Source organism: Acinetobacter sp. MF4640, from assembly GCF_002018895.1.
GTDB lineage: Bacteria > Pseudomonadota > Gammaproteobacteria > Pseudomonadales > Moraxellaceae > Acinetobacter > Acinetobacter johnsonii.
In genome coordinates, this window is sequence record NZ_MVOM01000054.1 from 1 (window position 1) to 26,568 (window position 26,568).

The following is a 26,568-nucleotide window of genomic DNA, read 5'->3' on the forward strand; positions in this document are numbered from 1 at the left end:
TATACTTGAGCAATATGGTTTTCAAGGTTCAATGAGCAAGCGCGGAGACTGTTACGATAATGCACCGATTGAAAGCTTTTGGGGAATACTGAAAAATGAGTTAGTGCATCATTACAACTATCAAACCAGAGAAGAAGCCAAAGCAGATATTATAAAATACATTGAATTATTTTATAATCATCGAAGAATTCAAAAGGGTTTGGGTTTTAAGACACCAAATCAAATGGCCGAAGACTTTTATAAGTTGGCTGCCTAGAATCTCCCAAGGGAAAGTCTCCTGATAATTCAGCGTATATCAGTTTGTTGAACCCTAAAAATATGATGTTCTATAGTAGTTTGGTATTACTGGTTTATTCAAAATTTGATGTTTATACCTTGCTTTTAATGAGTCTCTGGATGGTGGCTGTGGTTCTGATGTGGAATCTGTTGGTGCTTAAGTTATTGAGTTGGAAGCGCTGGAATCATTTTTTATCCCAGCCACTCAGTTGGCTTTATAAGATGTCAGGGGCTTGTTTTCTTGGGTTTGCAATCATGCTCATGGTATCTGGATGATTAAAAATAAGGGATATAGATTAGGTCTCTTATTTTTTAGAATTGATTAAAAGAAAACCTCCGTTATGGGAGGTTTTCTTTTTAGATGAGCTTATTTATAAAATTGCTTTAAGGCGAGCAATGACTTGTTCACACTGTGCAAGATCTGCAACTAGCGCAAGACGCACATGGTTTTCGCCTGGGTTGCCTTGCTCAGTATCGCGTGACAAGTAACGTCCTGGAAGTACTTTGACATGTGCTTTTTCCATGAGCATTTTTGCAAAAGTTTCGTCATTATCTACTTTTAACCAGTAGTAAAAGCCTGCATCTGGTTTTTGTAGGGGCAGTATATGGCCTAATTTCTTTTGAAATAAATCAAATTTTGCACGATATTGCACACGGTTTTCTTCAACATGCGCTTCGTCATCCCATGCTGCAATCGAAGCCAATTGGTGCTGTACAGGCATCGCCGCACCATGATAGGTACGGTATTGTAAATAAGGCTTGAGTAAAGCTGCATCACCAGCGACAAAGCCAGAACGCATACCCGGTAAGTTTGAGCGTTTAGACAGTGAGTGGAATACGACACAGTTTTTGTAGTCGTCTCGGCCTATTTCAGCACAAACTTCGAGTAGGCCCACAGGTGCAGTATCAAACCAAAGCTCTGAATAGCATTCATCCGATGCAATCACAAAACCATATTGGTCTGAAAGTGCGATTAATTTTTTGAATTGTTCTTTTGATAACACCGCACCAGTTGGATTGCCCGGTGTACAGACAAATAACAGAGCTGTTTTCTCCCAGACTTCAGCAGGCACAGCATTAAAGTCACCGAGATAACCATTTTCTTCGGTGCAATTTACAAAATACGGTTTTGCCCCAGCAAGTAAGGCTGCACCTTCATAAATTTGGTAGAACGGATTAGGCATAACCACATAAGGCGCGTTTTCACGATTCACTAATGCTTGAACAAAAGAAAAGATTGCTTCACGAGTGCCAGAAACAGGCAATATATTGTTTTCTGCACTAATCTGATTGAGCCGAAAACGACGGGTTAGCCAGTTTGCAATACTGGTGCGTAACTCGGGTACACCTTTACTGTTTGGGTAGGTCGATAAATGCTGAAAATTATCGATAATGGCTTGTTTCACAAACTCGGGTGCAGGATGCTTAGGCTCACCAATCGAGAGTGGAATGAGGGGTAAGTCTGCGGGAGTAATATCCTGAAATAGTTTATTCAACTTTTCAAAAGGATAAGGATGTAAAAGGGATAAACTCGAGTTCATGAAACAAAATACCAGTGTGTATTGTTAATGTTGACCACAGACCTGACTAGAGGCTTCATCTAAGGCTGATTTTAGTTGTGCAGCAAAAGTTTCAGCTTCAGTTTCGGTCATGGGTTGACCATCTTTTTTGGTGACAAAGAAAATATCTTCGGCACGCTCACCTAGGGTGGCAATTTTAGCAGAGTGAATATCTAGACCTTGCATCATAAACAACCCGCCTACTTTGGCAAGTAAGCCGGGATGGTCAAGTGTTGCAATTTCGACCATGTTTTGTTGCAGTGCTTCATTCAGCGTAATATCAACGGTGTTTTCAATGTCGAAATGGCGTAGCTGACGTGGGATGCGACGTTGCATGAGCCCAGGGTATTTATCTGAATTGGCTAAGGCATCTTTTAACGCTGATAGCACTTTTGCTTCACGTTCAGGATCTGTTAGCAGCGTACCAAAACGGTCAAGCACGACATAAGTGTCTAAACTAAATGCTTTGGTCGCGGTAATAATACGCGCATCTTGTACGTCCAAGTTCATACGATCGAGAATAGCAACCGTTGTTGCAAACAGATTGGGCTGATCTTGGGTATAAATAAAGATTTGTACCGCATCTTGAGCAAATTTACGCTGTGCGCGCATCAAAACCAGCGGTTCAGGGTTATCACCGTGTTGTAAAATAGCACGTGTGTGCCAAGCAATTTCATCGGCAGACTCTTTGAGGAAATATTCATCCCCCAGTTCTTGCCAGACTTTTTCGACATCATCTAGTGCAAACTCTTCGACCAGTTGTTCGCTGGCAGAAAACTTAGTGTCCTCGATGAGCATTTGATAGTCCACAGGACGGCCTAAACCTGAGCGAATCACGTCACGTGCATGGGTATAGAGCTGACGCATGAGAGATGCGCGCCACGTATTCCAAAGTGAAGGATTGGTTGCATTGATATCCGAAACTGTCAACGTATATAGATAATCGAGATGTTCCATGTCGCCCATTTTCTCAGCAAAAGCTTTAACCACATCGGGGTCAGAAATATCTTTCTTTTGAGAGGTAACAGACATGAGTAAATGGTTTTGGATGAGCCATGCGACAAGGTTGCATTCACGTTCGGTAAAACCATGACTACGACAGAATTCAATCGCATCGCTTGCACCTAGCTCACTGTGGTCACCACCGCGGCCTTTCGCGATATCATGGAAAATGGCAGCCAAATAGACAATGTCACGACGTGCCAGACGTTGGAACACGGAACTCACGACAGGGAAGTCCTTGGCAAACTCAGGTTCTTTGAAACGGTTTAAGTTCCGCAGTAACAATAAGGTGTGTGCATCGACCGTATAGATATGGAACAAGTCATATTGCATCAACCCCATAATCTGCCCAAATGCAGGAATATAGTTACCTAAAACGCCATAACGTTTCATTGCCACCATGGTTTCATATAAACGATGGGGTGAGCGAATGATGGCCATAAACAGGGCTTGATGCGCTGGATTATCTCTATATTTTTGGTCAATACGTTTAGCTGCCAAAATTAACAAACGTAGCGTACGCGCGCGAATGCCTGTAATTTCAGGTCGATTGGCCAATATATAGAAAATTTCTAAAATAGCACTTGGAATTTCAGAGAAAATTTTATGGTGTTGAACGGCTAGTTTGCCGTCGACCAGTTTAAAATTTTCATTGATTTCCTCAATGTTACGCTCATAGTTCGGTAGGCGTGGGGTAATCACAGATTCATTGAAATAAGCCAACAGCATTTCATTCAGCGTGGTGACTTGTTGAGCGCTTCGATAATAACGCTTCATGAATTGTTCAATTGGATAATTCGGTGATTTGCCTTCTTCACGCACATAGCCAAACTTTGCGGCAATGTCACGTTGATAGTCGAACAGTAAACGGTTTTCATCACGTTTAGTGAGGCGGTGTAGGTGATGACGAATTTCCCAGAGGAAGCTTTCGGCTTCTTCTAATACCCCTAACTCAAACTCTGAAATAAAGCCTAAGTGCACCAAGTCATAAATACGGTTGACGCGGAAATGCCGCTTAGCAATCCAACCAATTTGGTTAATGTCCCGAATGCCACCCGGCGCGTTTTTAATATCAGGCTCTAGATTACTTTCCGTAAAGTTATGCTGTGCATAGCGTTTGGCCTGTTCTTCCATTTTTGCATCATAGAAGGTTTTGTCTGTCCATGTTTGTGAAACAATGCGTCGTGGCCATTTGGCTAAGTGTTCATTGCCTGTAATTAAACGGGACTCAATGAGGGCAGTAGCAACAGTTAAGTCGGAGGTTGCTTGTTCAACACAGTTGGCAATGGTACGTACACTAATGCCGGGCTTGAAATTGCCGACATCCCAAAGTGAGGAAATAAAGACTGAAATGATTTTCTCTTGTTCTTCGCTAAACTCATCCTCAGACAAGATCATGATGTCTACATCAGAGTAAGGCAGCATCTCTCGGCGACCGTAACCACCTACAGCAAATAAACTTAAGTCTGTCTGATCGAGTTTTGCATATTTCCATAGGAAAATAAGTGCTTCATCGGTCATATTTGAACGCGTTAAAATGATATCGCGGATGGATTGGCCATGATCAAAACTTTCTTGTAATTGATTTTCGACATCACTACGCCATTGATTAATCGCTTTGATGTCGTGATTGCTGCTGACATAGTTAAGCAGTGGAGAAGTATTGATCATGAACCGTATCCGTATATTTTAACAACGCTTAATTTTGATGAACGCTCACTAGTCCAGCAGCTTCGGCCGCCAGTTCACGCGCTTGGTCGGTTGTTTCAGCACGTGCTGTCGCAACGCCCATACGGCGACGTGTAAAGCCTTCTGGTTTTCCAAAAATGCGTAAATCAGTATTTGGGTTTGCCAAAGCAAGATTTAAGCCAGAAAAAGATAAGTTATTATCATCTACGCCTGCATAGATGACGGCACTCGCTGCAATGCTATGACGTGCTGTATTTACAGGTAGACCCAAAATCGCACGTGCGTGTAGTTCAAATTCACTTTGGAACTGAGAGGCAAGTGTCACAAGACCTGTGTCATGTGGGCGTGGCGATACTTCACTAAACCACACTTTATCGCCTTTGACAAAGAGTTCTACACCGAAAATACCGCAGCCACCTAATGCGATGGTGACTTTATTGGCAATACGCTTTGCTTCGTCAAGGGCTGCTGGTGTCATGGCTTGAGGCTGCCAGCTTTCCACATAGTCACCCGCGTCTTGGTGGTGACCAATTGGGTCGCAGTACGAAGTTTCAATTTCACCTGTTTCAGGGTTTTTTGAACGTACCGTTAATAGCGTAATTTCAAAATCAAAATCAATTTGTGATTCTACAATGACTGTCCCTTGATTTACACGACCACCTGTTTGCGCATATTCCCACGCAGCATCTACTTCTGAAAACTCTTTTACGCGGGATTGGCCTTTGCCAGAAGAGGACATGACTGGTTTAACAAAGTTTGGATAACCAATGTCATCACATGCAGCACGGAAAGATTCTAAAGTATCTGCAAAACGGTAAGCCGATGTCGGTAAGCCCAGTTCTTCCGCAGCTAAACGACGGATGCCTTCACGGTTCATGGTTAAATTGACCGCTTTTGCAGAGGGAATGACTGTGGCAATATTATCTTGTTCGATTTCAATCAATACTTGCGTTGCAATGGCTTCAATTTCGGGAATAATTAAATTCGGCTTAACGTCCTGAATGAGTTGTTTAAGCGCTGTCGCATCTGCCATATTTAAAGTATAGGCATAGTGTGCCACTTGCATTGCAGGAGCATGATCGTAACGGTCAGCAGCATGAACTTCTACACCTAAACGTTGTAAAGAAATCACAACTTCTTTCCCAAGCTCTCCAGAACCCAATAGCAGGACTTTAAATGCTGAAGGCTGAAGTGGAGTACCAATAGTAACGCTCATGTAAATCATCCATGCTTGATTTTATGGGCTTTTAGCATAGCAGAACTCTGAAAGGTGTTCAGGGTTCATTCACATAAATTAATGATATTGTCCAACAATTTTTTTTATAAAGCTGTGTATTCCAAAGTCAAAATTTTCATGCAAAAAGGATGTTCAATAAATTTTTCCAGTCAAGCTGGAAATGACTTACACAGCTGAGCGCTTCAAGTTTTGATGGATGCAAGATATGGGTTAAAAAGGCATAGGAATATAGGTATAAACCAAACCATAGCTCAGTGCTGCGGTGAGTGTAGCGGGGACAATTTGCTTAAACTTGAAATAAAGTCCGGCTAATACGACGAAGCCGACTAACATGGCAAAACTTTTATTGGGTGTATCTAACAGTGGTGGCAAAGTTGCAACCACAAGCATTGAACTAATCGCCGCAATACCAATCGAACCCAATGCAATTTTTAACCATAGAGCACCGCGCTTTTGTGAACCTTGCTGGAACTTTTGAATGACGAAGAATGGGCCAAAGCGTGAAGCAAAATTTGCAATACCCACTACAATGCCGACCAAAATAATTTCGATATTCATGCTTGATCTCCCATATGTTCAGGGTCTGGTTTTTTCAGTACATAGTGCTTAAACAAGCCTGCAAAAATACCCGAACTGATACCAATAAAAATCGCAGCAGATAAGTCAATAAAATAGCAGGCAATGGCAGATACAAGAATGGTCACAGCCACCACAAAAGTGTGTTTCTTTTCAAAAGCTGCCAATAAGAAACTTAAGAACAGTGCTGGTAATAGAAAGTCTAGAGCGGCTTGTAAAAACTGGGGTAAATGACTGACTTGGTCTGCAAACATTCCACCCAGAAAAGAACCTGTAGCCCATGCGAGCCAACTAAACAGGCTTAAACCGAGCATCCAAGACTCAGACCACTCTTGACGGCGTTGTGACAGTTTAATCATACCTGAGGCAAAGACTTCGTCGGTTAGCCCCCATGACCATATAGCAGTTTTCTTTAGGTTCAGTTTATCTTGAATTAAGTTTTGTAGCGCAGGGCCATAGAGTAAGTGACGAATATCTAGGGCAATTACAGTGAGGGCGGTCATCCAAATAGACGTACCACTACCCAATAGTGCAACCACTAAAAACTGACTGGCCCCTGCATACATTGAGCAGGATAAAAATAAGGCCTCCCATGCACTAAAGCCAAATTGGGTTGCAGATACACCAAAGGCAAAAGAAACAGGTAGATAGGTAAAGATAATCGCTTGGCTATCCTTAGCTCCTTGCCAAAAGCCAGCAGCTTGCACAGGAGTGGGATTAAGTTCGGACACAACACACCTTGAAGAAGACTTTATCAATAGGTCAAAATTGATTGTGTATTGTAACTGAATTCACTAGCATAGTGCCCTATTGTTTGTTGAGGCGTTTAACCATGTTGAAGCTCGAATTACGTACTTTAGGGCTGACTGCAATCATTGTAAGCAGTTTACTTTTGCAAGCTTGTGGGCAGTCAGAACAAGCTCCTGAACAAAAAGTAGAAATTAAGGCTGCGCCAAAAATTACCAATGACGCTACGGAATATGCCCAGCGTGCTTGGGTGTTTATCAATGAAGTAGATGGCTTGGTATATAACAAGCAACTGGATCAGATTGAAGCTAAAGTCCGTCATCCTGCACGTAAACTCGGTACGGACTGGCGTATTAATGTCAAAATGACAGACTCAGTAACCGAAGGAAAATACGCACTGTGTCGTAAAGCCTTGACCAGTTTAGAAGTGTGGGCACGTGAGACCTTAGACGGTTCGTCAAGTGTTGCACAGAAACAGAGCGATTATGAACGTGATAAAGCACAATGTCGGGGCGCAATTGATAACCCAAGTTTAGGCAATACAGACCCTAAAAAAGTGGGTGTCTAAGACCGATATAGTATGACCAAAAGCGAGTTTTAAAAACTCGCTTTTTTATGGTTAGAGCTTTAATGAAAAATATAATAAGAATAGTACATTATCCCAATGCATTAAAATATCGGAATTGAGTCGAATTTTGAGGGTTAATTTAAAAAATTAGTTGTTGCGTTTTTTACATTAGCTGCCTGTCAAACACGGTGACAGAAGTTTCAAGTCGGGGAGACGAATAGCCAAGACATTAGGCCGTGTAGCAATATTTCTATACATTCCTTCTATGTGAATTACACTATTAAGGCGCACACTTGATGGTCTATTCTGAGCTATGTGCCATTTTATGCAGCATTGCAGGATCTAAAATCTTAATCTTTTTAAAAGCAATTGCCAGTATTCCTTGTTTTTCTAAGTTTTGAAGTTCTTGGTTGATGGTTTGGCGTGAACACATTAGCATTTGAGCCAGTTGCTCCTGTGATAAATGGATTTCATCATTGGTAATTGACAAATGGTTGCCATAACCGCTTAAAATAAACAGTAAGCGTTGAGCCAGTCGTTGACTGATATTTTGACTTTGGATTGCGATCAGTTCTAAAAAAGCGAGGCGTAACTTCTGTGAAGCAAGCTGTGCAATATGAAACCAAAATTCTGGCTTGTCTTGGATAAATGCCTCAACATCGCGTTTAGGTAGATGGAGGAGGGTACTTTTTTGAATAGCAATCGCATCGTGCGAACGCGGTTGCTGATCTATTAATGAAATTTCTCCAAACCACATAATCGGTTCAGCAATTGCTGCAACTGCTTCTTTACCCTCAATGTCGACATGACCTAAACGAATTGCGCCGTTCAAGACTGCATAGATACCATCAAATAAATCTCCTGAGCGAAAAACAGCATGGTCTTTTGCAGCGTTAATATATTTGGCATGTTGCACAATATACTGTTGATAGGCGTGTGGTAGTTTGGCGAACCAATTGTTATTGAGTAATTGTTGTTGATGTTGAACTTCCAGCATTCCGCGTCCTTTCGTGATTGATCGAGCAACTTGTCAGGTCGACGACAACTTGATGGGCTGTTTTCCTTTAAAGTTATTCTATATCGTGATCAATATCATGCAATAAGGAAATACAGTATGAGTAAATTAGAAAAATTATTAAGTCAGTATGCAGCTTATCATCTTGATCATAAAAATATCGTGACCCACTTTGTGGGGATTCCGCTGATTGTGTTTTCAATTATGTGTTTAACCGCAAGAGCTGGCATGACTATTGGCAGTTTTGAAATTACCTTGGCGATGGTTTTGATATTAGCGAGTATTGTTTACTACTTAAGCTTAGATCGAATTTTTGGTGTGATCATGCTAGTGATCTATGCCATGGCTTATCCATTGGCGTATAAAATTGCACAGTTTGATTTGGGGCTTTGGTTAAGTCTCAGTATTGGTATTTTTCTTGTCGGCTGGGCGTTTCAGTTTGTCGGGCATTTCTATGAGAAGAAAAAACCAGCCTTTATGGATGATGTGATTGGCCTAGCCATTGGTCCACTATTTGTTTTGGCGGAAATGGTGTTTATGCTTGGTTTTAGAAAAGACATTGAACAACGCATGTTAGATGAAGCGCGTAAACAGCGTGCTGCAATGGATAATAAACATGTCTCTGTGACATCACATTAACTGAATTATTTTATCGATAAAAAAGCCAGTGAATTTCACTGGCTTTTTTTTATGCTGTTTTAAGATGTCTTCGCGACTTTATGTATATCTGGTTGAGCTTTGGGTGTATTCGGGTTTGAAGCATGAGCATCTTTATGGGATTTATTGGTCACATCATTGGCTTTCATTGAATCATGTTTCACCATTTTATCCTGTTTCATGGCTTGATCGTGTTTGGCCGTTTTGGCTTGTTTCATTGCCTGATCATGTTTTGCCACGTTCATGGTTGCGACGCACTTACCACCTTTATGATTTGCACCTGTACCACCCGACAGTGTTGTTCCTTGTGGGCATGCAAATGCTGTAGCGCTAAGCGTTGTGAATAAACCTGCTGCAATAAATGTGCTGATCTTTTTCATTTTCGTTTGTTCAATGAAGGCATTAGTGCCTGTGATTAAATTAGCGATAATACGAAAGAATACAAGTGATAATATTGTGTGAGATCCAAACGGATCAGGTGTTCATATGTTATTTAATGCTGTTTTTAAGCTTGGTTTAAGCTTATAAAAAAACCCGATGGGTATCGGGTTTTTTTATATTCGGAACGACTTATACGTTAAAGCGGAAGTGTAGAACATCACCGTCTTGAACGATGTACGTTTTACCTTCTAAACGCCATTTACCTGCTTCTTTCGCGCCTGCTTCACCGTTGTATTGAACGAAGTCGTTATAAGCAACACATTCAGCACGGATAAAGCCTTTTTCGAAGTCAGTGTGGATTACACCCGCCGCTTGTGGTGCAGTTGCACCCACTTTAACGGTCCAAGCACGAACTTCTTGTACACCCGCCGTGAAGTAAGTCTGTAAACCTAAAAGACCGTAGCCTGCGCGAATTACCACGTTTAGGCCCGGCTCTTCCATGCCTAAAGCTTCAAGGAACTCAGCACGGTCTTCGTCTTCAAGCAGTGAAATTTCAGCTTCGATTTGGTTGCAAAGCGGAACTACGATTGCATTTTCTTCAGCTGCAAGTTTTTTCACAGCATCTAAATGCGGGTTGTTTTCAAAACCATCTTCTGCAACGTTTGCAATATACATGGTTGGTTTTAAAGTCATTAAGCCAAAACCGCGAACCAATTTACGTTCGTCGTCATCTAGGTCAGCTGCACGAGCAGGTTTGCCTTCATCAAGTAAAGGTAAAATTTTGTCTAAAACCGCTTTGGTTGCGAGCGCTTCTTTGTCGCCACCTTTTGCAGATTTTGCTAAACGAGTCACTGCTTTTGTCACAGTTTCTAAGTCAGCAAGTGCAAGTTCCGTATTGATGGTTGCGATGTCATCAAGCGGGTCAATTTTACCGTTAACGTGAATGACGTTTTCATCTTCAAAACAGCGTACAACGTGAGCAATCGCATCCGTTTCACGGATATTTGCAAGGAATTGGTTCCCCAAGCCTTCACCTTTAGATGCACCAGCAACTAAACCTGCGATGTCTACAAATTCCATCGTCGTTGGAATCACACGTTGAGGTTTTACAATCGCTGTTAATTTGTCTAAACGTGGATCTGGCACAGGAACGATGCCTGTGTTTGGTTCAATGGTACAGAATGGGAAGTTTTCAGCAGCAATAGCAGCTTTAGTCAATGCATTGAAAAGTGTAGATTTACCAACGTTCGGCAAGCCGACAATACCGCAATTAAAACCCATGAAATAACTCACAACGTGTTATATAAAAATTGCCAGTGATTTTACATGAAAGCCATGACAAAGTCAGGTCTCAGGGACGAAGAATCAAAGTTGTAAATCATGTTGTGGGCAGAACTTCCTCATTTAAGCCCTATATACGAGCCTTTTAAGCCTTTTCTTTTAATAAAGAAACCAGATTTAATAGATCCGTTGCATGTAGATTATTGTCTATGCAAGGACTAGAGTCTTTCAATTGAGCTGAACCATTCTCAAAGGGGCGTTCAATATACGCCGTCAGAAGTCCACAGCCACGCGCTGCAGCAAGGTCATCTTGATGGGTGGCAACCATCATCACTTGATTTGGTGCAACATTGAGAAAGTCTGCGACACCTAAATAGGTTTTGGGAGAGGGTTTGTAGGCTTTGAAATTTTCAGCAGAGAAAATAGTGTCCCAAGGTAATTTTGCGTACTTTGCCAGATCGACCAATAAGCGAATGTTGCCATTTGAAAGGGTGCAAATAATATAATCTTGTTTTAATTGATTGAGTGCTGCAACTGAATCTGGCCAAGGGTTGAGACGATGCCAAATAAAGTTTAAATCATTCTTTTGTGCTTCGGTCAGTGTGGAGATTTGATATTTGACTAAAAGCTCATCCAAAATGAGACGGTGAATATCATCAATGGAGGTCCACGGCTGCTGACCTGACAAAACCTGATCCATTGCAGGTCGATAGCCTGCTCGCCAGTCTAATGCAAATTGGTTGGCATCAATGTTCAAGGCTAGACTTTTCACTTCTTGAACGATTGAAGAATGCCAGTCCACAACAGTTCCAAAGATGTCGAAAGCGAGTACTTTAATTTTAGGGGAATGATGCATATTGAGGTAGTTATTCTTATTTAGCTTTGAAGATACGTTATAGCTTATTCATTTCTATCTGTATATTGAGAGCTATATTTTCTATGTGAATTTCAAAGAAAAACAATGTTGATTAGACTGCTGTCATAAATCAGAAGCGATTATAAATGGGTAGTGAACTTCATATTGAAACACCCTCCTCAGAAAAAGGAGGGCTAAAAAACTTAAGTGGACAGTATAGTCTCTGCTTTATATAGGAAATGGGATTAAACCTTCCTTTTATCGAGTTGATTTGCCAGATTGTCTCCAATCACTTGCACACACATCACCAAAATCACGAGCACGACAATCACGGCCAACATGATTTGCATATCAAAACGCTGATAACCATAGCGATAGGCAATATCGCCTAAACCACCTGCACCAATGGCACCTGCAATGGCAGAGGAGTTAATCATGGTCACAATGGTCACGGTAAAACCCGCGACAATTCCTGGTAGCGCTTCAGGTAACAACACATGCCAAATGATTTGAGTACGGTTACAGCCGATGGCTTGCGCAGCCTCAATCAAACCTTGATCTACTTCGCGTAAACTGACTTCTGCAATTCGTGCAAAAAAGGGGATTGCAGCCAAGGTTAAAGGGACAACTGCTGCCCAAACACCATAACTGGTGCCTACAATCCAACGGGTGAGTGGAATGAGGGCCACCATCAAAATCAGGAAGGGAACGGAACGAGTGATATTTACCAACCAGCCTAAACTATGGTTAATACTTTTGGAAGGATAAATGCCATGCTCAGAGGTGCTGACTAGAACCACTGCCATTGGAAGACCAATGAGCAAGGCAAAAAATGCGGATGCGCCGACCATGATTAAGGTATCGATGGTGCCTGTCAGTAATAAATCAATGAGTTGGTCGTGCATAGCCAAGTACCTCTACATGTGTCACATGCGCTTTTAGTTTTTGTAGTAGCGATTGAATTTCTAAGTCCTGTGCAGGAACAGCAATAACCAATGTTCCAATTAAATGGTTTTGGATGGTGTCGACCTGACTTTGATATAAATGCACAGTTTGTGGAAAGTGCTCCAAAATCTGTTTTAAGTCAGGGGGATGATGCGCATCTGACGTCGAGCTAATTTTGAAAATGGCATGTGTATCGAGCTGCGTAGGTTCAGCATTTAAGCGAAAAGGCAAATTGAGTTGTTCTAGATTCAGTAGTTCTTGGGTAATGCCTTGCTGGGGTTGAGAAAACACCGACCAAACTTCACCTGATTCCACAATTTTACCAGCATCGATGACCACCACCTGATCGCAGATTTCCCGAATCACTTGCATTTCATGGGTAATCAAGACAATGGTGATACCCAGCTTTTGATTAATCTCTTTGAGTAGCGACAACACTACAGAGGTGCTTTCTGGATCAAGTGCCGATGTCGCTTCATCACAGAGTAAAATTTCAGGATGGTGAACCAATGCACGGGCAATGCCCACGCGCTGCTTTTGGCCTCCAGACAGTTGTGATGGGTAGTGCTGAGTCTTATCGCTCAGCCCGACCAACTGTAAAACCTCGTTGACACGTTGTTCGATGTCTTGTTTGGGATAATTGGCCACTTTGAGGGGCAGTGCGACATTTTCATAGACTGTTTTGGCAGACATTAAATTGAAATGCTGGAAAATCATACCAATGCGTTGGCGGAGCTGAATCAGCTCAGCATGGCTCAATGCCGTCAAGTCTTGTTGATGAATATGGATATGACCTTCACTGATACTTTCTAAACCATTTAAGGTGCGGAGCAGGGAAGATTTACCTGCACCACTTTTGCCAATAATGCCAAACACTTTCCCTGTCGGGATGTCTAGGTCAATATTTTTGAGTGCATGTACAATTTGACCTTGTACTGCATAGTGTTTGTTTAAGTTACGAATTTTGATATGTGGAATTGAAAAATCCACATGAGAACCAAAGCTGACCATTCTTTTTCTCCTTATTTCCAGCCTTCAAACCACAGACCTTGGCCAAAATCACGATCTAAAATCTCTTGAACGTGTTTTGAGTTTTGAAATGCTTGCACAAAGGCCGTAAGTTTTTGGTTTTGATCTGGATAGTCTTTACGTGTTACAAATAAAATGGCGTATTTCTTGTCTATCGGATCAAGAAAAAGGGCATGATGCGGATCTGTGACCTTGGCCATTTTTAAATAATGCGGGAAGCCAAAAATTAAATCAGCATCATTAAACGCATGTGCAGTTTGTGGGCCTTCGACTTCAATAAACTGAAGCTGTTTGGGATTGCTCACAATATCTTTTACGGTAGACAGTTCATTGTTGAGGTCTTTGAGCTGAATCAAACCCGCACGATGCAGTAAAATTAAGGCACGCGCCGAATTCACAGGGTCATTCGGGATGACCACACGTGCTTGAGCTGGTAGTGCATCTAAGGACTTATATTTTTTAGAATACAGTCCGACATGACTTCCTGTTCCTGTGGCGAAAGCGTGCAAATCATAGTTTGTTTCGCGAATCGCATTGCGTAGAAAGACACTTTGCTGAAAAAAATTGGCATCAATGTCACCATTTTGCACAGCAACATTTGGCGCATGCCAGTCCGAGAATTCAACCAGTTTGACTTGAATGCCTTGCTTTTTTACGTCGTCAGCCACGCTTTGTAGCAGTTCGGCATAAGGTGGGCTAATACCAATCGTTAAGACATCATCTTGCGCATTGCTTTTGCTATAGCGGTAACCCGCTAGAGCAAAAATTGTCACGATGATGCTTAAGCCAATCAGCCATTTTTTTCGATTTTGAATGAAAGATTGCGTCATGGCTTATACTCACTTCCAACCTGGGAACCAAAGTTTTTCACCAATTTCACTATTCAAAGTCTGTTTAACTTTGTCTGATGTTTGATAAATCTTGATGAATTTTTCAAGTTGCGCGGCTTTCTCTGGATGTTGCTGTTGGTAGTCGTCACGCACCACAAATAAAATCGAATACAGGGTGTTGGTGTTGTCATCTAAGATGAGGGCATCATTTGGGTCGATGGTTTTTGCAAGACGTAAATAATGTGGATAGCTAAAGACCAAGTCAGCATCATCAACGGCACGTGCAGTTTGTGGACCTTCAACTTCAATAAACTGGAGCTTTTTAGGATTGCTGACAATATCTTGCAGGTTGGATAGGTGATTGTTTGGATCTTTTAAGCTAATCAATTTAGCCTGTTGTAACAGTAAAAGCGCACGACCTTGATTTACTGGATCATTTGGAATAACTGTACGTGCATTTTCAGGAATCGCATCAATCGAGTCATATTTTTTTGAATATAAACCGACGTGTGTGGTGACGCCTTTATCCAGTGCTTTCAGTTTAAATTGAGTTTCTTTGATAGCGTTATCTAAGAAGGGCTGATGCTGAAAATAGTTAGCATCAATATCACCATGGTTGAGCGTGATATTGGGGGTATTCCAATCCGAAAACTCGACCAGTTTGACGTTGATGCCTTGCTGTTTTGCTTCTTCCACAGCCACCTTTAACGGATTGGCAAAGGGTGGGCTGATCCCAATCACCAGTTCAGTGTTGCTCGATTTTTTATGATAAGACCACGCCACCAGTGCAATGACGATGGCGGCGACAATTACCCCAATAACGGTAAATTTTGTTTTTGCAGTTTGAGCCATGATATTTCTCGTATTTTAAAATTTATGCGGTTTGTTTTTGCTGTGTTTTAGGATGAGAGCTCGAGCTTTGACATCGATACTGCTGTACTGGGTGGTCTGCGGCCAGTCGGTCACCTTGAGCGAATAATTTGTGGCGTAAACTACCTGTTTCATAGGCGGTTTTATAACGTCCACGCTCTTGTAATTCTGGGATGACCCAACGAATAAAGTCTTGATGTGACTCTGGGGCAACGGTTCGTGTGAGATTAAAGCCGTCTACGCCAGTTTCATCTAAGAGCTGAATGAGTTTCTCTGCTACAGTTTTTCCACTCCCGACGATCAGTGGATAGCGTCCACCGAGTACATGCTGGGCTTTCAAATCAGCTCGCGTAACTTTTTGCTCTTTAAATTTGTGATTGACCGAGGCAATGCTATTGGTTTGTTTGTAAGGAATCGCTTCATCATCTGTGAACTGTGCCAAGTCAATTCCGACTGAACTTGAAAAATGCGCCTAACCAGCTTCTGGACTGGCATAGCGAATATATTCGGCGAGTTTTTCTTGTGCGAGTTCATCCGTTTCTGCAGTCACTACACTAATGCCGACAAAGAGTTTAATGGCTTGCTCATCACGACCATGGCTTAATGCAAGCGCACGAATCTTATCGACTTGCTGTTTCAGTTTTTCAGGCGTGTCAGCACCAATAAACATGGCTTCAGCATGCTGAGTTGCGAAAGCTAAGCCTTTACTTGAAGCGCCCGCTTGATAAAGTACAGGCGTCCGCTGAATAGATGGAGAAACTTGAAAAACGCCCTGGCTTTGGAAAAATTTGCCTTGATGCTGTATGGCGTGAACTTTTGAAGGGTCGGTAAAGACACGGTTTAACTTATCTTTTTGGACGGCATCGTCCTCCCAAGAACCTTCCCAAAATTTATAGCAAAGTTCGAGAAACTCTTCAGCTTGCTCATAACGTAAGTCGTGATCTTTTAAACCTTTTTGACCAATTAATCGTTCTGCGCTGTCTAAGTAACCCGTGACAATGTTCCAACCAATACGACCGTGGGTTAAATGGTCAAGGCTTGCAAAGCGCCGTGCAAACTGATAAGGCGACTCATAGCTCAAGTTCACAGTGACGCCAAACCCTAAGTGCTGTGTAACGGCAGCCATTGCAGAAACGAGTGTACTTGGGTCATGGCTTGGAAGTTGAATTGACTCTTTTAGGGTTAAATCCAGACCATTTTGATAAACATCGTAGACACCCGTAATGTCGGCGATAAACAAACCATCAAATAAACCTTGCTCTAAAGTTTGCGCCAAATCGGTCCAATAGCTGAGCTCATTAAAACGATGCGACTCATCGCGTGGGTGTGTCCACAAACCATGATTGATATGACCTACGCTATTCATATCAAAGGCATTCAGGATGATTTGTTTCGTGTTTTTATTTTGAGATGATAGTGTCATTACAATGTCCCTCTGCGTGGCGGAAGTACACCGTTAAGAAGATAATTGGCAATGAAGTAATATTTCCAACGTGACGCATCATGTAGCGTGTGAACACGGGCATTACGCCAAAAACGGTCTAGGCCATCTTCACGCTGACTACCACGACTGCCTGCCAGTTCAATCAATTTCGAAGCGGCTTTTAATGCGGTTTCTGTGCTATGTGCACGAACTTTCGCTACATCGAGAGAAGCTTTTGCAATGTTCTCTATGGTTGGTTGGGGACGTGCTGCATCGATTGAACGAGCCGCTTGTTTGAGTAGGACTTCACTGGCACGCACATCGGCAACCACGCGTCCTAGTTCAAACTGTGTTAAAGGGTCATCAGTTGCCTGTTCAACAGCAGAGTCAATCCATGGCCGAGCCTGACGCACACGAACCAGTGTTTCCTCAAAAGCAGCACGCGCGATACCCGTTTCAATTGCAGCATGCATAATTTGCGCAAAAGGCCCAACCAGAGTCGGTCTAGAAAAAGCGGTATCGAAAAGAACAATATCTTCTGCATCTACAGCAACATGATTGAATTTGACTGTACCGCTGCCTGTGGTGCGTTGACCAAAACCAGACCAATCATCTATCAGTTCGAGTCCTTGGCTACTCCGTGGGATAAAGACAAGAAACTCTTTGTCATCGGCATCTTTGACTAAAGTGGGGATGCGGTCTGCAAACAGACTGCCTGTGCAATAAAACTTTTCACCATTGACCACATAGCCTTGTTCAGTTTGGCTGAGTGCAGTTTGTTTTTGTGTTGCGTTTTTAGTTTTAAACTCTGCCAAGGCATTACCAAAGCGTGCACCTTTTAGCACTTCTGCATAGAGTTTACGCTTTTGTTGTTCAGTGCCGTTGTTACGTAAAACCTCTAAGGCATAGAAATGGTTCTGGGGAATTTGTCCAATCGAACCATCCACACCACTCATCAGTGCGATAATTTGCGCGATCGTATAACTGGAAGCATCTGCGCCCCCGAATTCCTTCGGAACAGTAATAGCCCAAAGCCCAGATTGGCTATAGGCTTCGATTTCCTCAAAAGGCAAAATTCGTTCAGCATCACGTTGGATGGCCTGATGTTTAAACTGCTCAGCCAAATTTTTGGCAATCTCTAAGGCTTCGGCATCGCTTTGAATAATATGTGCATACGCTGCGTTTCGGGATTGAAATGGAAGAATAGGTTGAAATGAAGTCATGACGTTCTCCTTAAATCCAAGCATGGCGAGCAGGAAAAGTGTTGTTCAAATAGTAGTTACCCAGTGCATGCAGCTTCCAGCGGATCGGGTCGTGTAAGGTATGCACACGTGCATTGCGCCAATGTTGATCTAAATTATGTTGGCTTAGGCTCGAACGACTGCCGCCAAGCTCTAGGAGTTTTTCAGAAATTTGTAGTGCAGCATCGTTAGCATAGACCTTCGCTTCGGCGACTAAAATAGAGGCTTTAGCTGCTTGTTCGGTACTGACAACGCTCAGTTGGTCGAGCTCATCTAAATATTCAGCAGCTTCATCGAGCAGTAGGATAGCGGCATCTAACAGGACAGCGGATTTGCCGACTTCTTGTAAGATGTAATGTTCAAAACTGGCTTTCTCAACTTGCGCATCGACAATCGGTCGGGCTTTTTTAACTGCTGACAAAGTATCTTCAAATGCAGCTTCTGCAATACCGACATCAATCGCAACTTGCATTAACTGCGAGAAAGCACCACGGTAATTGACGTCTTCAACCAGTTTCCGCTCATCAAAAATAAGTAGTGGATCGATTTCAACCCGCTGTAATTTTACTGTGCCGCTTGAAGTTGTACGCTGACCAAAACCATTCCAGTTATCGATAACTTCCACACCTTGTGCTGTGGCATCAACAAGAGTCAGTACCACATACCCTTCAGGGTGAATGGCTTTAATGGCTAACCAATGGGCAAAGCTACTGCCTGTAGAGTAGAACTTTTCACCATCGACATAGTAATGACCATTTTCAATACTTAATGTCGTACTCAGAGTTTTAGTATCTTTGGTATTTCGTTCGGGGCCGCCATTGGCAAGGCGTTTGCCGTTTAATATTTCATTAAAAATAAACTGTTTTTGTTGTTCGCTGCCCAAGATATCAATCATGTTGAGCAGCGCAATTTGGTTTTGTGGAATTTGGCCAACACTTGAGTCGGCTTTATTAATAATGCGAAAAACCTGAGCTAAGGTTTTGTTGGAAACAAATGCGCCTCCAAAAGCTTGAGGAATACGAATACCGCCTAATCCTTTTTGGCTAAATAACTCGACTTCAGCAAAAGGAAGCTGACGGTTCTGATCACGTTGATCCCGACCTTCTAAGGCAAAGTCAGCGACATGATAGGCTGCATTAATCGCATCTTGATCATTTTGTATCACGTGAATATTTTTAGAGAGTGTATGAGACATAAAAGCACCTTTACTTAATGCCTATACGCTACTTGGGATTGCTTGAATGATTAAATGAAGGATTTTGAATTACTTAGCAGCTTAAAAGTTAAAAATAAAATATGCTAAGTTTAATCATTTAGATGATATGTTAAGAATTTGAAAAATAAGAAATAACTAATTTAACTGAGGACTGAATGGGATGATCAAAGTCTTACTTATCAAGATTTGAGATATTGTAGAGAAAAAAACGTATAAATTTGATAAAGGCTGTTGAACATTTGCTAGGCAGTTTTGAGTAAAAAGTACATTGTAAATCCTAAATACAGTGACTAAAGTATCCAACTGAAATAGATGGCTTTTCTGAAAAGCCAAAATAGAAAAATAAATGTGGAGCATTTATGAGAACTTTATACCAGTTTCCTTTATCTCATTTTTGTGAGAAAGCTCGCTGGTTGCTCGATCATAAAGAGCTAGATTTTGTCGCACAAAATATGGTGCCTGGGGTTCACCGGGCTTTTGCACAGTTAAAGACCGGTCAAAATAAACTGCCTATTTTGCGTGATCAGGACAAATGGGTCGCTGATACCACCGAGATTGCGTTATATCTTGATGAGCGTTATCCAGAACATCGACTGTTACGTAATGAAGCACAGCTTCGTAAAGAGGCTTTAGATGTTAATGCGTTAGCCAATGATTTGGGATTGCATGTGCGTCGTTGGGGGTTGGCACATGCATTGTCCGATAACGATCAATCGTTACAGATTATGTTGGGCGAAAAGGGGTATTTACGTAAATTTGAAAAATACACCAAACCTTTAATGAAAACTTTGATGTCGAAAGGCTATGAGTTGAATGCAGAAAAAATAGAGCATTCCAAAGCCGAAATGCAGCGTTTAATTGAAGTATTGAATGAGAAGTTAATTGCTAATCATGGACGTTACTTTGTCGGGAATCGTTTAGGTTTGGCGGATATTGCTGTGTGTTCGATGTTGGCGCCTGTACTGGAGATTAAAGGGACACCTTGGGAAAAAGACCATGAGGAAAGTCTATCTGAAGAATTTAGTGCTTATAAAACCTATTTAACCAATTTACCCTTGGGGCAGTATGTTTTAAGAGTCTATCAAACTGAGCGCAATGCTCGAGTCGACTGGCGCGGCGTCTAAGATAAGCTCAAGCCAAACAAGGCAAAGGTGGTGTGTGATACATACAACCTTTACCTTTCTTGTATTTTCAATATCATGATTTATAGAAGCTGAGTAGAAAGTTTCTCAGTCTATTTATAACTTTGTAAAAGATCATGGCACTCTTTGTCTAAAAAAACTGATATCTTTTTATTAATCTGAAAATATATGAAAAAAATTTCAAATAAGCTTTATCTTTCATTTGAAATGCTTAATATGAAATAAACACCTATAAACATAAGTTGTCATGAGAGTTAAATAATGGAATTAGATCGTTTTGATAAGCAAATTTTAGAAATTTTAAGTAATGAAGATATCAATCTAAACGAATTATCAGAGCGTATTAATCTATCGGTTAGTTCAGTGCATCGTCGTATTAAGCACCTCATTGATAACGACATTATGACCAAAGTTAAGCGTGATATTAACTATCAAAAGCTCGGTTTTAGTCTACATGTTTTGCTACAAGTATCTTTGAGTAAACATGATACCGACACTTTTTCCAAGTTTTTAGAAGAGCTAGAAAATATTCCTGAAGTAACAAATGCCTTTTTAGTGACAGGGCAGTCGGCAGACTTTATTGTTGAAGTTGTTGCAAGAGATATGGAAAACTATAGTGATATTTTACTCAAACGCATTGGTAAAATCGAACATGTGGTGGCACTGCACTCAAGCTTTGTGATTAAAGAATATAACGTTTTTAACTGTAGTGGTTTGTTGAGCAAAGTCTAAGTCACGCTGAACTTGTATGAGTCTAATGAGTATTAGGCTTCCTACTTTCAAAAGTTTGCATATTATCAGCCACAATAAGAGCACATAAGCTGTGTATGTTAGAGGTGCTACAGCAGGATGATGTTACTATTCAATTGGTCGTGAAAAACGCTCGGTGGTAAAGTTTTCTGATCTTTCGTGATCGCTTGTTGGAAAATCAAAAAATAGTGATGGCGTATAACCAATTAAAATAAGACAGCCAACATTTAATGATGGATGAATATCGATTTTAAAAAGCCAAATTTATTGAAAGTGTATTCAATCAGCCATAAAAAATGCGCTCTCAAAGTTATGTTTGAGAACGCATTTTTATAAAGCAGTAGATTAAGCGTCTAATTCTGCCAATACTGCGTCAGAGAATTCAACGTTGGTATATACGTTTTGTACATCATCTAAATCTTCAAGCATATCAATCATTTTCATAATCTTTTTGGCTTGATCGATATCGGTGATTTCGGCTTTAGTTGAAGGGCTCATGACCACTTCAGCATTGTCCGATTTTAAACCTGCAGCAGTTAAAGCATCTTGTACATCACCAAAAGATTCAGGTGTAGTAATGACTAAGATTTCATCTTCATCGACTTCGATATCTTCAGCACCTGCTTCAAGTGCCACGTCCATGATTTTATCTTCTAAAGACACATCTTCAAAAGTGATCTCACCACGTTTTGTGAACAAGAAAGCAACTGAACCGTTTGTGCCTAAGTTGCCATCTGTTTTTGAGAAACAGTGACGGACATCCGGTACAGTACGGTTTAAGTTGTCAGTCATGGTTTCCACAATAACTGCAACACCACCAACACCATAACCTTCGTAAGTAATTTCTTTTAAATCATCGTTATCTTCGCCACCAGCACCACGTTGGATTGCACGGTTGATAACGTCACGTGTCATATTTACAGAAAGTGCTTTTTCTACAACTGCACGAAGACGTGGGTTGCTTGCAGCATCACCACCGCCAAGCTTTGCAGCAGTTGTTAATTCACGAATAAATTTGGTAAAAAGTTTACCACGGCTAGCATCTTGTTTTGCTTTACGATGCTTAATATTGGCCCACTTGGAATGACCCGCCATGCGAAATATGCTCCTTGTAGATTGGCTTTGTGCCTATCAAATTGTGCAAATTCTACCATAAGCACTTTTTTATGCGAAAGTAGGTGTTTTTCTGAAAATCGCCTGAACAAACAAAAAAAGAATTAAAATTGTTTGAAATAAAGCCAGTTATTTAAAATTTACCTTGTGAGGCAGTTCACTTTAAAAATTAACTGTTGGGAAACACCCACAGAGACCTAAAAGAATAGCGTCTTCACATTCTTTTAGGTTAATTAAACGACCTTATTGTGCAGCAGTTTTAGGTTCTGGAATCTCAATATCTAAACCAACATGCTCTTTATAAAGTGCTTTAATAAGCGTTAAGTCATGATCTAGGTCTGTTGGGTAGATTTTTCCAAAAATACCGCCTTGCTTGGTTTTTGAGTTCGCGTACATGAGTACAATAGGGACATTTGCTGCTTTAGCAATATGCCAAAACCCAGTACGAATAGGTTTACGTACTTCACCTGTTTTGGCACGTGTTGCTTCAGGCGCAATCACTAAATTGAATTTTTTATTTTGGGTAAAGTGTTCAACCATTTGAGACACAATGTCTTTATTTGACTTGCGATCAACTGCAATACCACCAAGGGCTTCGAGCACTAGCTTCATTGGCCCTTTGAATAATTCTTTTTTAATCAGGGTATGAATTTTCATATCATAGATTTGAAAAATTGCCAGTGACAAGACAGCATCCATCATAGAAGTATGTTCAAATCCAATAATGACTTGCTTGTCTTCCAAAACATTTGGTTCTACATGATATTTCCAGCCTGCGAGTTTAAAAGCAGACTCACCAATGAATTTTTTTAACATGACCATAAAAATACAAGTGTTTTTTAAAGAGGCTAATGTCTGCTTGTTTGCGGTTTGAGTCAAGTCCTACTTGATTGCACTTACCACTTTTATGAATCGGCTTGAATCCTAAGTAGTTGAATAAGGAGAGGGCAAGAATTGAACACTAAGATGTTTTAAATCTAATCAAATAGAAAATAAATATGGTGAAAATGAAAATACCACTATTCATAATCGAAATGAAAGATTAGACTTTGGTCTAAGATTAAAGTGTGCATTTTCACACTTTAACTTTGGTTTAACAAAGTTCAGGATTGTTAAAATGGCTTATCTTTCGACTTTTTTATGTGCAATCGTTCTCTTTTCTTTGGTGGTTATTTGGTCAATTGTTGAGTTTTTCATTGAGTCACGAAAAAAAGAAAAAGCCGGTATTTAGTTTTTATCCAATTTAATTAAATTTTATTATTGTAGTGTTTATAAGTGCTTTTGAGTCTTAGTATGTAACTCAAACATCGTGAAAGACCTGATATGTCAGTTTGATGATGTAAATTCCCCTGATTGTTTGGATAGTGTACAACCATGTATGAAAAAGCTTGTCTTTTGAAAAAATCTTCGATAGTATTCATTTCGCCTGAACTTGTTGATATATAACAAATTCAGCATATTAGGGCCTATAGCTCAGTTGGTTAGAGCAGCGGACTCATAATCCGTTGGTCGACAGTTCAAGTCTGTCTGGGCCCACCACATTTAACCTCGTAAGCCTTTGGTTTATGGGGTTTTTTGTTGCCTGAAGATTCTAGACCACCGGATTTTCATAGACCGTATGTGGTCCATTTGTTCGATAATCCGATGGGCTAAACTCAAATATCAAAAAATACAGCGCCCATTTTCATTTCACTATATTCTCACTTTCGATGTGAGTATCGTAATTGATGAATAAAAAACCATCATAAAGATTGATCATCAAGTTTCGCTATGAGCATAGAAATGAGTTTTAGTGTGGGAGTGGGGAATTTATGCCTACCTGATCTTAGCCCGATGATATAGGGCTAAAACCAGTTTTGGTTGGGGAGTTTGCTTAGATATGTATATTGAGTAAGGGCCAATGGAAACTACAGCCCAGTGTAGAACTTATCGATGAATTGTCTGGTCTTGAGTACTAGCGTATTCATGAGTGTCTTACGCTCTGAAATCTTAGGCCGAGTAATAGGTAGATCAGTCACATCTTCACGACTTGGCAGACGTTTGGTGTATTCATATTTACCGATCACTTGTTTGAACACTTCAGGCTTGATTGCTTCTTTTTTACAAAGTTCATCAATCGCTCTTTCCTTTTCTACATCCCAGAATTGTGCAAAAGCTTCTTCTACACTTTGCCCAGTGATCATGCGTGGAATATTTTCATCCAGAAACTTTTGGATCAGTTCCTGTTTGTCGTACAGCGTATGATTATTTGCCAGTAGATCTTGCACCTGTGCGCGATATTTCTGCTTTTGTTTCTGATCGGTGTTGTTGACTGCAGATTGCAGTAAATTCAGGATATAGCCGACATTGATTGTATCTTTGTGAATGAGTTCCAGTTGGAAGTTCACATCATTCAATACAGAAACTTTTTCTTTCGGTTGTACGACACGAGTATTGGTATAGAGGTACTTGTATTGTGAGGTATGCTTCTGAAATTCAGCTTTGTTCAAGTCAGTGTCATCCTGATCGTATTCAACAAAGTTTTCCAGTTGTGCATTGATCCGCATGACTTCACGGAAAGCCTTCACATACTGCAATTGCTGCTCTTCTGTGGGTAGTTCCAGTACCTTGTCTGGGTCGGGGGCAATCTTAAGTAATTCAGCAACAGCAGCGTTGTACTTTTCCTTGATGCTTTCAAAGCTTGGAATCAATACAATTTTCTCTGCTTCAGCCTTGTTTGAAAACAGTGCTAGGGCTTTATCCGTAGCTTGTTTCAGATTGCGGAAGCAGACAATGTTGCCAAATGGCTTGTCTGCATTCAGGATGCGATTGGTGCGTGAAAATGCTTGAATCAGACCATGATATTTGAGGTTTTTATCCACATACAAGGTATTCAAAGTCTTTGAATCAAAACCTGTCAGGAACATATTCACGACCAAGAGAATATCGATTTCTTTTTTGCGTACCCGATTGGCAATATCTCGGTAATAGGCATAAAACTCATCACCTGAGTTAAAATTCTGTCCAAATTGAGCATTATATTTCGCAATATAGCCATCGAGCTTGTCACGATTGGATTGACTGATTCTTGTTGGGATATCAGCAGATTCTTCATCAATCAAACCATTACTATCTTCAACTTTGAGTTCTTCATTGGCTGCAAAGGAGAATATAGTTGCCACAGTGAGAGACTTAAAGATTCGGCCTTGGTCTTCTGCCTCTTGTTGCTTCTGCTGCTGTACTTTTTCAAATAGCGCATAATATTGATTCAGTACATCGACTGAACTTACACAGAACATGGCAGTGAAGTTCTGATTCTTGGTTTTTATGTGGTGATTGTCGACAATATAGCGAGTGATCATCTCCAGACGTTCTGGATTGTCAAACAGTTCTTTGGTGTCTATACCTTCAACATCTTCTTCATAATTGTGACTGGTTTCGATACCGTTTGTAGTGTATTTACCTAGATAGCTAATCTGGAAGGGTAATACATTACCATCACGGATTGCATCGGTAATCACATATTTATGCAAGCATTCATCAAATAGGGCATTGGTGGTAACAGCCTTGGAATCGATTTTAAGTTGGCTGTTAGTTTCAAAAATAGGTGTGCCGGTAAAGCCAAACATTTGTGCATGGTTGAAAAAGCGTTTGATATTACGATGCGTATCACCAAATTGACTACGATGACATTCATCAAAAATAATCACGACTTTCTTGTCTTTCAGATAGGCAATTTTATCTGCATAGCGATCAGAACTAATCGCAATATTGAGCTTCTGCAAGGTCGTTACAATGAGTTTGTCATGTTTCTGACCCAATTGATTGACCAGAGTATTGGTATTCTTGGTGGTATCAACACTATCCTTTTTGAAAGCATTGAACTCTCGCACTGTTTGTGTGTCCAGATCACTACGATCCACGACAAATAGCACTTTTTCGACTTCAGGCAAGCGCATGATCAATTGACTGGCTTTGAATGAAGTTAATGTTTTACCTGAACCTGTAGTATGCCAAATATAGCCATGAGTTTTGGCTGTTTGTACACGTTGAATAATTTGTTTAGTCCCAGATTTTAATGGTGCAATATTCTCAGATAAATGGAAGGAAGCACTATGGGACAAGTTCTACACAGCAGCGCCACAACGACACAGGCAGTGCGTCGAGCAATACAAAATAGTCAAGA

At 40.9% G+C, this 26,568-nt stretch carries 23 protein-coding genes, 1 tRNA gene and 2 pseudogenes; 7 read left to right on the forward strand and 19 right to left on the reverse strand.

Annotated features, from left to right (window positions below; genetic code table 11):
- A partial coding sequence (locus tag MF4640_RS15290; RefSeq protein ID WP_032023764.1) for an IS3 family transposase occupies nucleotides 1-256 on the forward strand: 256 nt, incomplete at its 5' end.
- A 65-nt stretch (nucleotides 257-321) separates the two neighbouring features.
- Nucleotides 322-552, forward strand: coding sequence for a hypothetical protein (locus tag MF4640_RS15295; protein WP_264754359.1), 231 nt, complete (start codon nucleotides 322-324; stop codon nucleotides 550-552).
- 95 nt (nucleotides 553-647) lie between these two features.
- Here MF4640_RS15295 and dapC read toward each other — a convergent pair whose 3' ends face one another.
- From dapC to MF4640_RS15320, 5 genes are all read right to left on the reverse strand, one after another.
- The gene (gene dapC, locus MF4640_RS15300; protein WP_078390118.1) at nucleotides 648-1,817 is read right to left on the reverse strand and encodes a succinyldiaminopimelate transaminase; all 1,170 of its coding nucleotides are present in this window, start codon (nucleotides 1,815-1,817) and stop codon (nucleotides 648-650) included.
- Between the two features lie 24 nt (nucleotides 1,818-1,841).
- The gene (glnD, locus tag MF4640_RS15305; RefSeq protein ID WP_078390119.1) at nucleotides 1,842-4,508 is read right to left on the reverse strand and encodes a [protein-PII] uridylyltransferase; all 2,667 of its coding nucleotides are present in this window, start codon (nucleotides 4,506-4,508) and stop codon (nucleotides 1,842-1,844) included.
- A gap of 28 nt (nucleotides 4,509-4,536) precedes the next feature.
- Nucleotides 4,537-5,751 carry a formate-dependent phosphoribosylglycinamide formyltransferase gene (gene purT / locus MF4640_RS15310; protein ID WP_171263907.1) on the reverse strand — a complete coding sequence of 405 codons (1,215 nt, stop codon included), beginning with the start codon at nucleotides 5,749-5,751 and terminating at the stop codon, nucleotides 4,537-4,539.
- 222 nt (nucleotides 5,752-5,973) lie between these two features.
- A complete protein-coding gene (gene ygaH, locus MF4640_RS15315) occupies nucleotides 5,974-6,321 on the reverse strand; it encodes an L-valine transporter subunit YgaH (RefSeq protein ID WP_005399608.1) in 348 nt (115 codons plus the stop codon).
- Nucleotides 6,318-7,070, reverse strand: coding sequence for an AzlC family ABC transporter permease (locus MF4640_RS15320; protein ID WP_078390121.1), 753 nt, complete (start codon nucleotides 7,068-7,070; stop codon nucleotides 6,318-6,320). The genes ygaH and MF4640_RS15320 overlap by 4 nt, the downstream gene beginning before the upstream one ends.
- Nucleotides 7,071-7,171: 101 nt before the next feature.
- Between MF4640_RS15320 and MF4640_RS15325 the strand changes: the two genes are divergently transcribed.
- Nucleotides 7,172-7,654, forward strand: a complete 483-nt coding sequence (locus MF4640_RS15325) for a hypothetical protein (RefSeq protein WP_078390122.1) — start codon at nucleotides 7,172-7,174, stop codon at nucleotides 7,652-7,654.
- 301 nt (nucleotides 7,655-7,955) lie between these two features.
- Here MF4640_RS15325 and MF4640_RS15330 read toward each other — a convergent pair whose 3' ends face one another.
- The gene (locus MF4640_RS15330; protein ID WP_078390123.1) at nucleotides 7,956-8,651 is read right to left on the reverse strand and encodes a Crp/Fnr family transcriptional regulator; all 696 of its coding nucleotides are present in this window, start codon (nucleotides 8,649-8,651) and stop codon (nucleotides 7,956-7,958) included.
- Between the two features lie 117 nt (nucleotides 8,652-8,768).
- Here MF4640_RS15330 and MF4640_RS15335 point away from each other — a divergent pair, with 117 nt between their 5' ends.
- Nucleotides 8,769-9,308 (forward strand): DUF962 domain-containing protein, encoded by a 540-nt coding sequence (locus MF4640_RS15335; protein WP_078390125.1) that lies wholly within the window; start codon nucleotides 8,769-8,771, stop codon nucleotides 9,306-9,308.
- A 59-nt stretch (nucleotides 9,309-9,367) separates the two neighbouring features.
- On the opposite strand, the gene MF4640_RS15340 is transcribed toward MF4640_RS15335, so the two are convergent.
- The 10 genes and pseudogenes from MF4640_RS15340 to MF4640_RS15385 all read right to left on the reverse strand — a co-directional run bounded on the left by MF4640_RS15340 (nucleotide 9,368) and on the right by MF4640_RS15385 (nucleotide 19,377).
- Complete coding sequence (locus MF4640_RS15340) at nucleotides 9,368-9,706, reverse strand: hypothetical protein (RefSeq protein WP_078390127.1); 339 nt, start codon at nucleotides 9,704-9,706, stop codon at nucleotides 9,368-9,370.
- 190 nt (nucleotides 9,707-9,896) lie between these two features.
- The gene (gene ychF / locus MF4640_RS15345; protein WP_004693442.1) at nucleotides 9,897-10,988 is read right to left on the reverse strand and encodes a redox-regulated ATPase YchF; all 1,092 of its coding nucleotides are present in this window, start codon (nucleotides 10,986-10,988) and stop codon (nucleotides 9,897-9,899) included.
- 145 nt (nucleotides 10,989-11,133) lie between these two features.
- Nucleotides 11,134-11,844, reverse strand: a complete 711-nt coding sequence (locus MF4640_RS15350) for a haloacid dehalogenase type II (RefSeq protein ID WP_005399602.1) — start codon at nucleotides 11,842-11,844, stop codon at nucleotides 11,134-11,136.
- Nucleotides 11,845-12,089: 245 nt separating this feature from the next.
- Nucleotides 12,090-12,749, reverse strand: a complete 660-nt coding sequence (locus MF4640_RS15355) for a methionine ABC transporter permease (protein ID WP_078390129.1) — start codon at nucleotides 12,747-12,749, stop codon at nucleotides 12,090-12,092.
- The gene (locus tag MF4640_RS15360; RefSeq protein ID WP_078390132.1) at nucleotides 12,730-13,800 is read right to left on the reverse strand and encodes a methionine ABC transporter ATP-binding protein; all 1,071 of its coding nucleotides are present in this window, start codon (nucleotides 13,798-13,800) and stop codon (nucleotides 12,730-12,732) included. Before MF4640_RS15360 ends, MF4640_RS15355 begins: the two co-directional genes overlap by 20 nt.
- 11 nt (nucleotides 13,801-13,811) lie before the next feature.
- Nucleotides 13,812-14,648: a MetQ/NlpA family ABC transporter substrate-binding protein gene (locus MF4640_RS15365; protein WP_078390135.1), complete on the reverse strand. Its 837-nt coding sequence runs from the start codon at nucleotides 14,646-14,648 to the stop codon at nucleotides 13,812-13,814.
- Between the two features lie 9 nt (nucleotides 14,649-14,657).
- Nucleotides 14,658-15,500: a MetQ/NlpA family ABC transporter substrate-binding protein gene (locus MF4640_RS15370; RefSeq protein WP_078390137.1), complete on the reverse strand. Its 843-nt coding sequence runs from the start codon at nucleotides 15,498-15,500 to the stop codon at nucleotides 14,658-14,660.
- A gap of 22 nt (nucleotides 15,501-15,522) precedes the next feature.
- A pseudogene (locus MF4640_RS15375) lies at nucleotides 15,523-16,941 on the reverse strand (LLM class flavin-dependent oxidoreductase).
- On the reverse strand, nucleotides 16,941-18,164 hold the full coding sequence (locus tag MF4640_RS15380; protein WP_078390139.1) for an SfnB family sulfur acquisition oxidoreductase: 1,224 nt from the start codon (nucleotides 18,162-18,164) through the stop codon (nucleotides 16,941-16,943). Before MF4640_RS15380 ends, MF4640_RS15375 begins: the two are co-directional and overlap by 1 nt.
- Before the next feature lie 10 nt (nucleotides 18,165-18,174).
- Nucleotides 18,175-19,377, reverse strand: coding sequence for an SfnB family sulfur acquisition oxidoreductase (locus tag MF4640_RS15385; protein ID WP_078390140.1), 1,203 nt, complete (start codon nucleotides 19,375-19,377; stop codon nucleotides 18,175-18,177).
- Nucleotides 19,378-19,757: 380 nt separating this feature from the next.
- On the opposite strand from MF4640_RS15385, the gene MF4640_RS15390 reads away from it, so the two are divergent.
- Both MF4640_RS15390 and MF4640_RS15395 read left to right on the forward strand, forming a co-directional pair.
- Nucleotides 19,758-20,522: a glutathione S-transferase family protein gene (locus tag MF4640_RS15390; protein ID WP_078390141.1), complete on the forward strand. Its 765-nt coding sequence runs from the start codon at nucleotides 19,758-19,760 to the stop codon at nucleotides 20,520-20,522.
- Nucleotides 20,523-20,801: 279 nt separating this feature from the next.
- Entirely contained in the window at nucleotides 20,802-21,272 is a 471-nt protein-coding gene (locus MF4640_RS15395) for an Lrp/AsnC family transcriptional regulator (protein WP_004693423.1), read from the forward strand.
- 363 nt (nucleotides 21,273-21,635) lie between these two features.
- Here MF4640_RS15395 and MF4640_RS15400 read toward each other — a convergent pair whose 3' ends face one another.
- The gene (locus MF4640_RS15400) at nucleotides 21,636-22,385 is read right to left on the reverse strand and encodes a YebC/PmpR family DNA-binding transcriptional regulator (RefSeq protein ID WP_004980080.1); all 750 of its coding nucleotides are present in this window, start codon (nucleotides 22,383-22,385) and stop codon (nucleotides 21,636-21,638) included.
- Nucleotides 22,386-22,646: 261 nt separating this feature from the next.
- Nucleotides 22,647-23,219 carry a 1-acyl-sn-glycerol-3-phosphate acyltransferase gene (locus MF4640_RS15405; RefSeq protein WP_078390142.1) on the reverse strand — a complete coding sequence of 191 codons (573 nt, stop codon included), beginning with the start codon at nucleotides 23,217-23,219 and terminating at the stop codon, nucleotides 22,647-22,649.
- Nucleotides 23,220-23,865: 646 nt separating this feature from the next.
- On the opposite strand from MF4640_RS15405, the gene MF4640_RS15410 reads away from it, so the two are divergent.
- Nucleotides 23,866-23,942: transfer RNA gene (locus MF4640_RS15410), tRNA-Ile, on the forward strand.
- Between the two features lie 368 nt (nucleotides 23,943-24,310).
- On the opposite strand, the pseudogene MF4640_RS15415 reads toward MF4640_RS15410, so the two are convergent.
- Nucleotides 24,311-26,446, reverse strand: a pseudogene (locus MF4640_RS15415) (type I restriction endonuclease subunit R); the annotation flags it as partial.
- Nucleotides 26,447-26,568 lie beyond the last annotated feature (122 nt).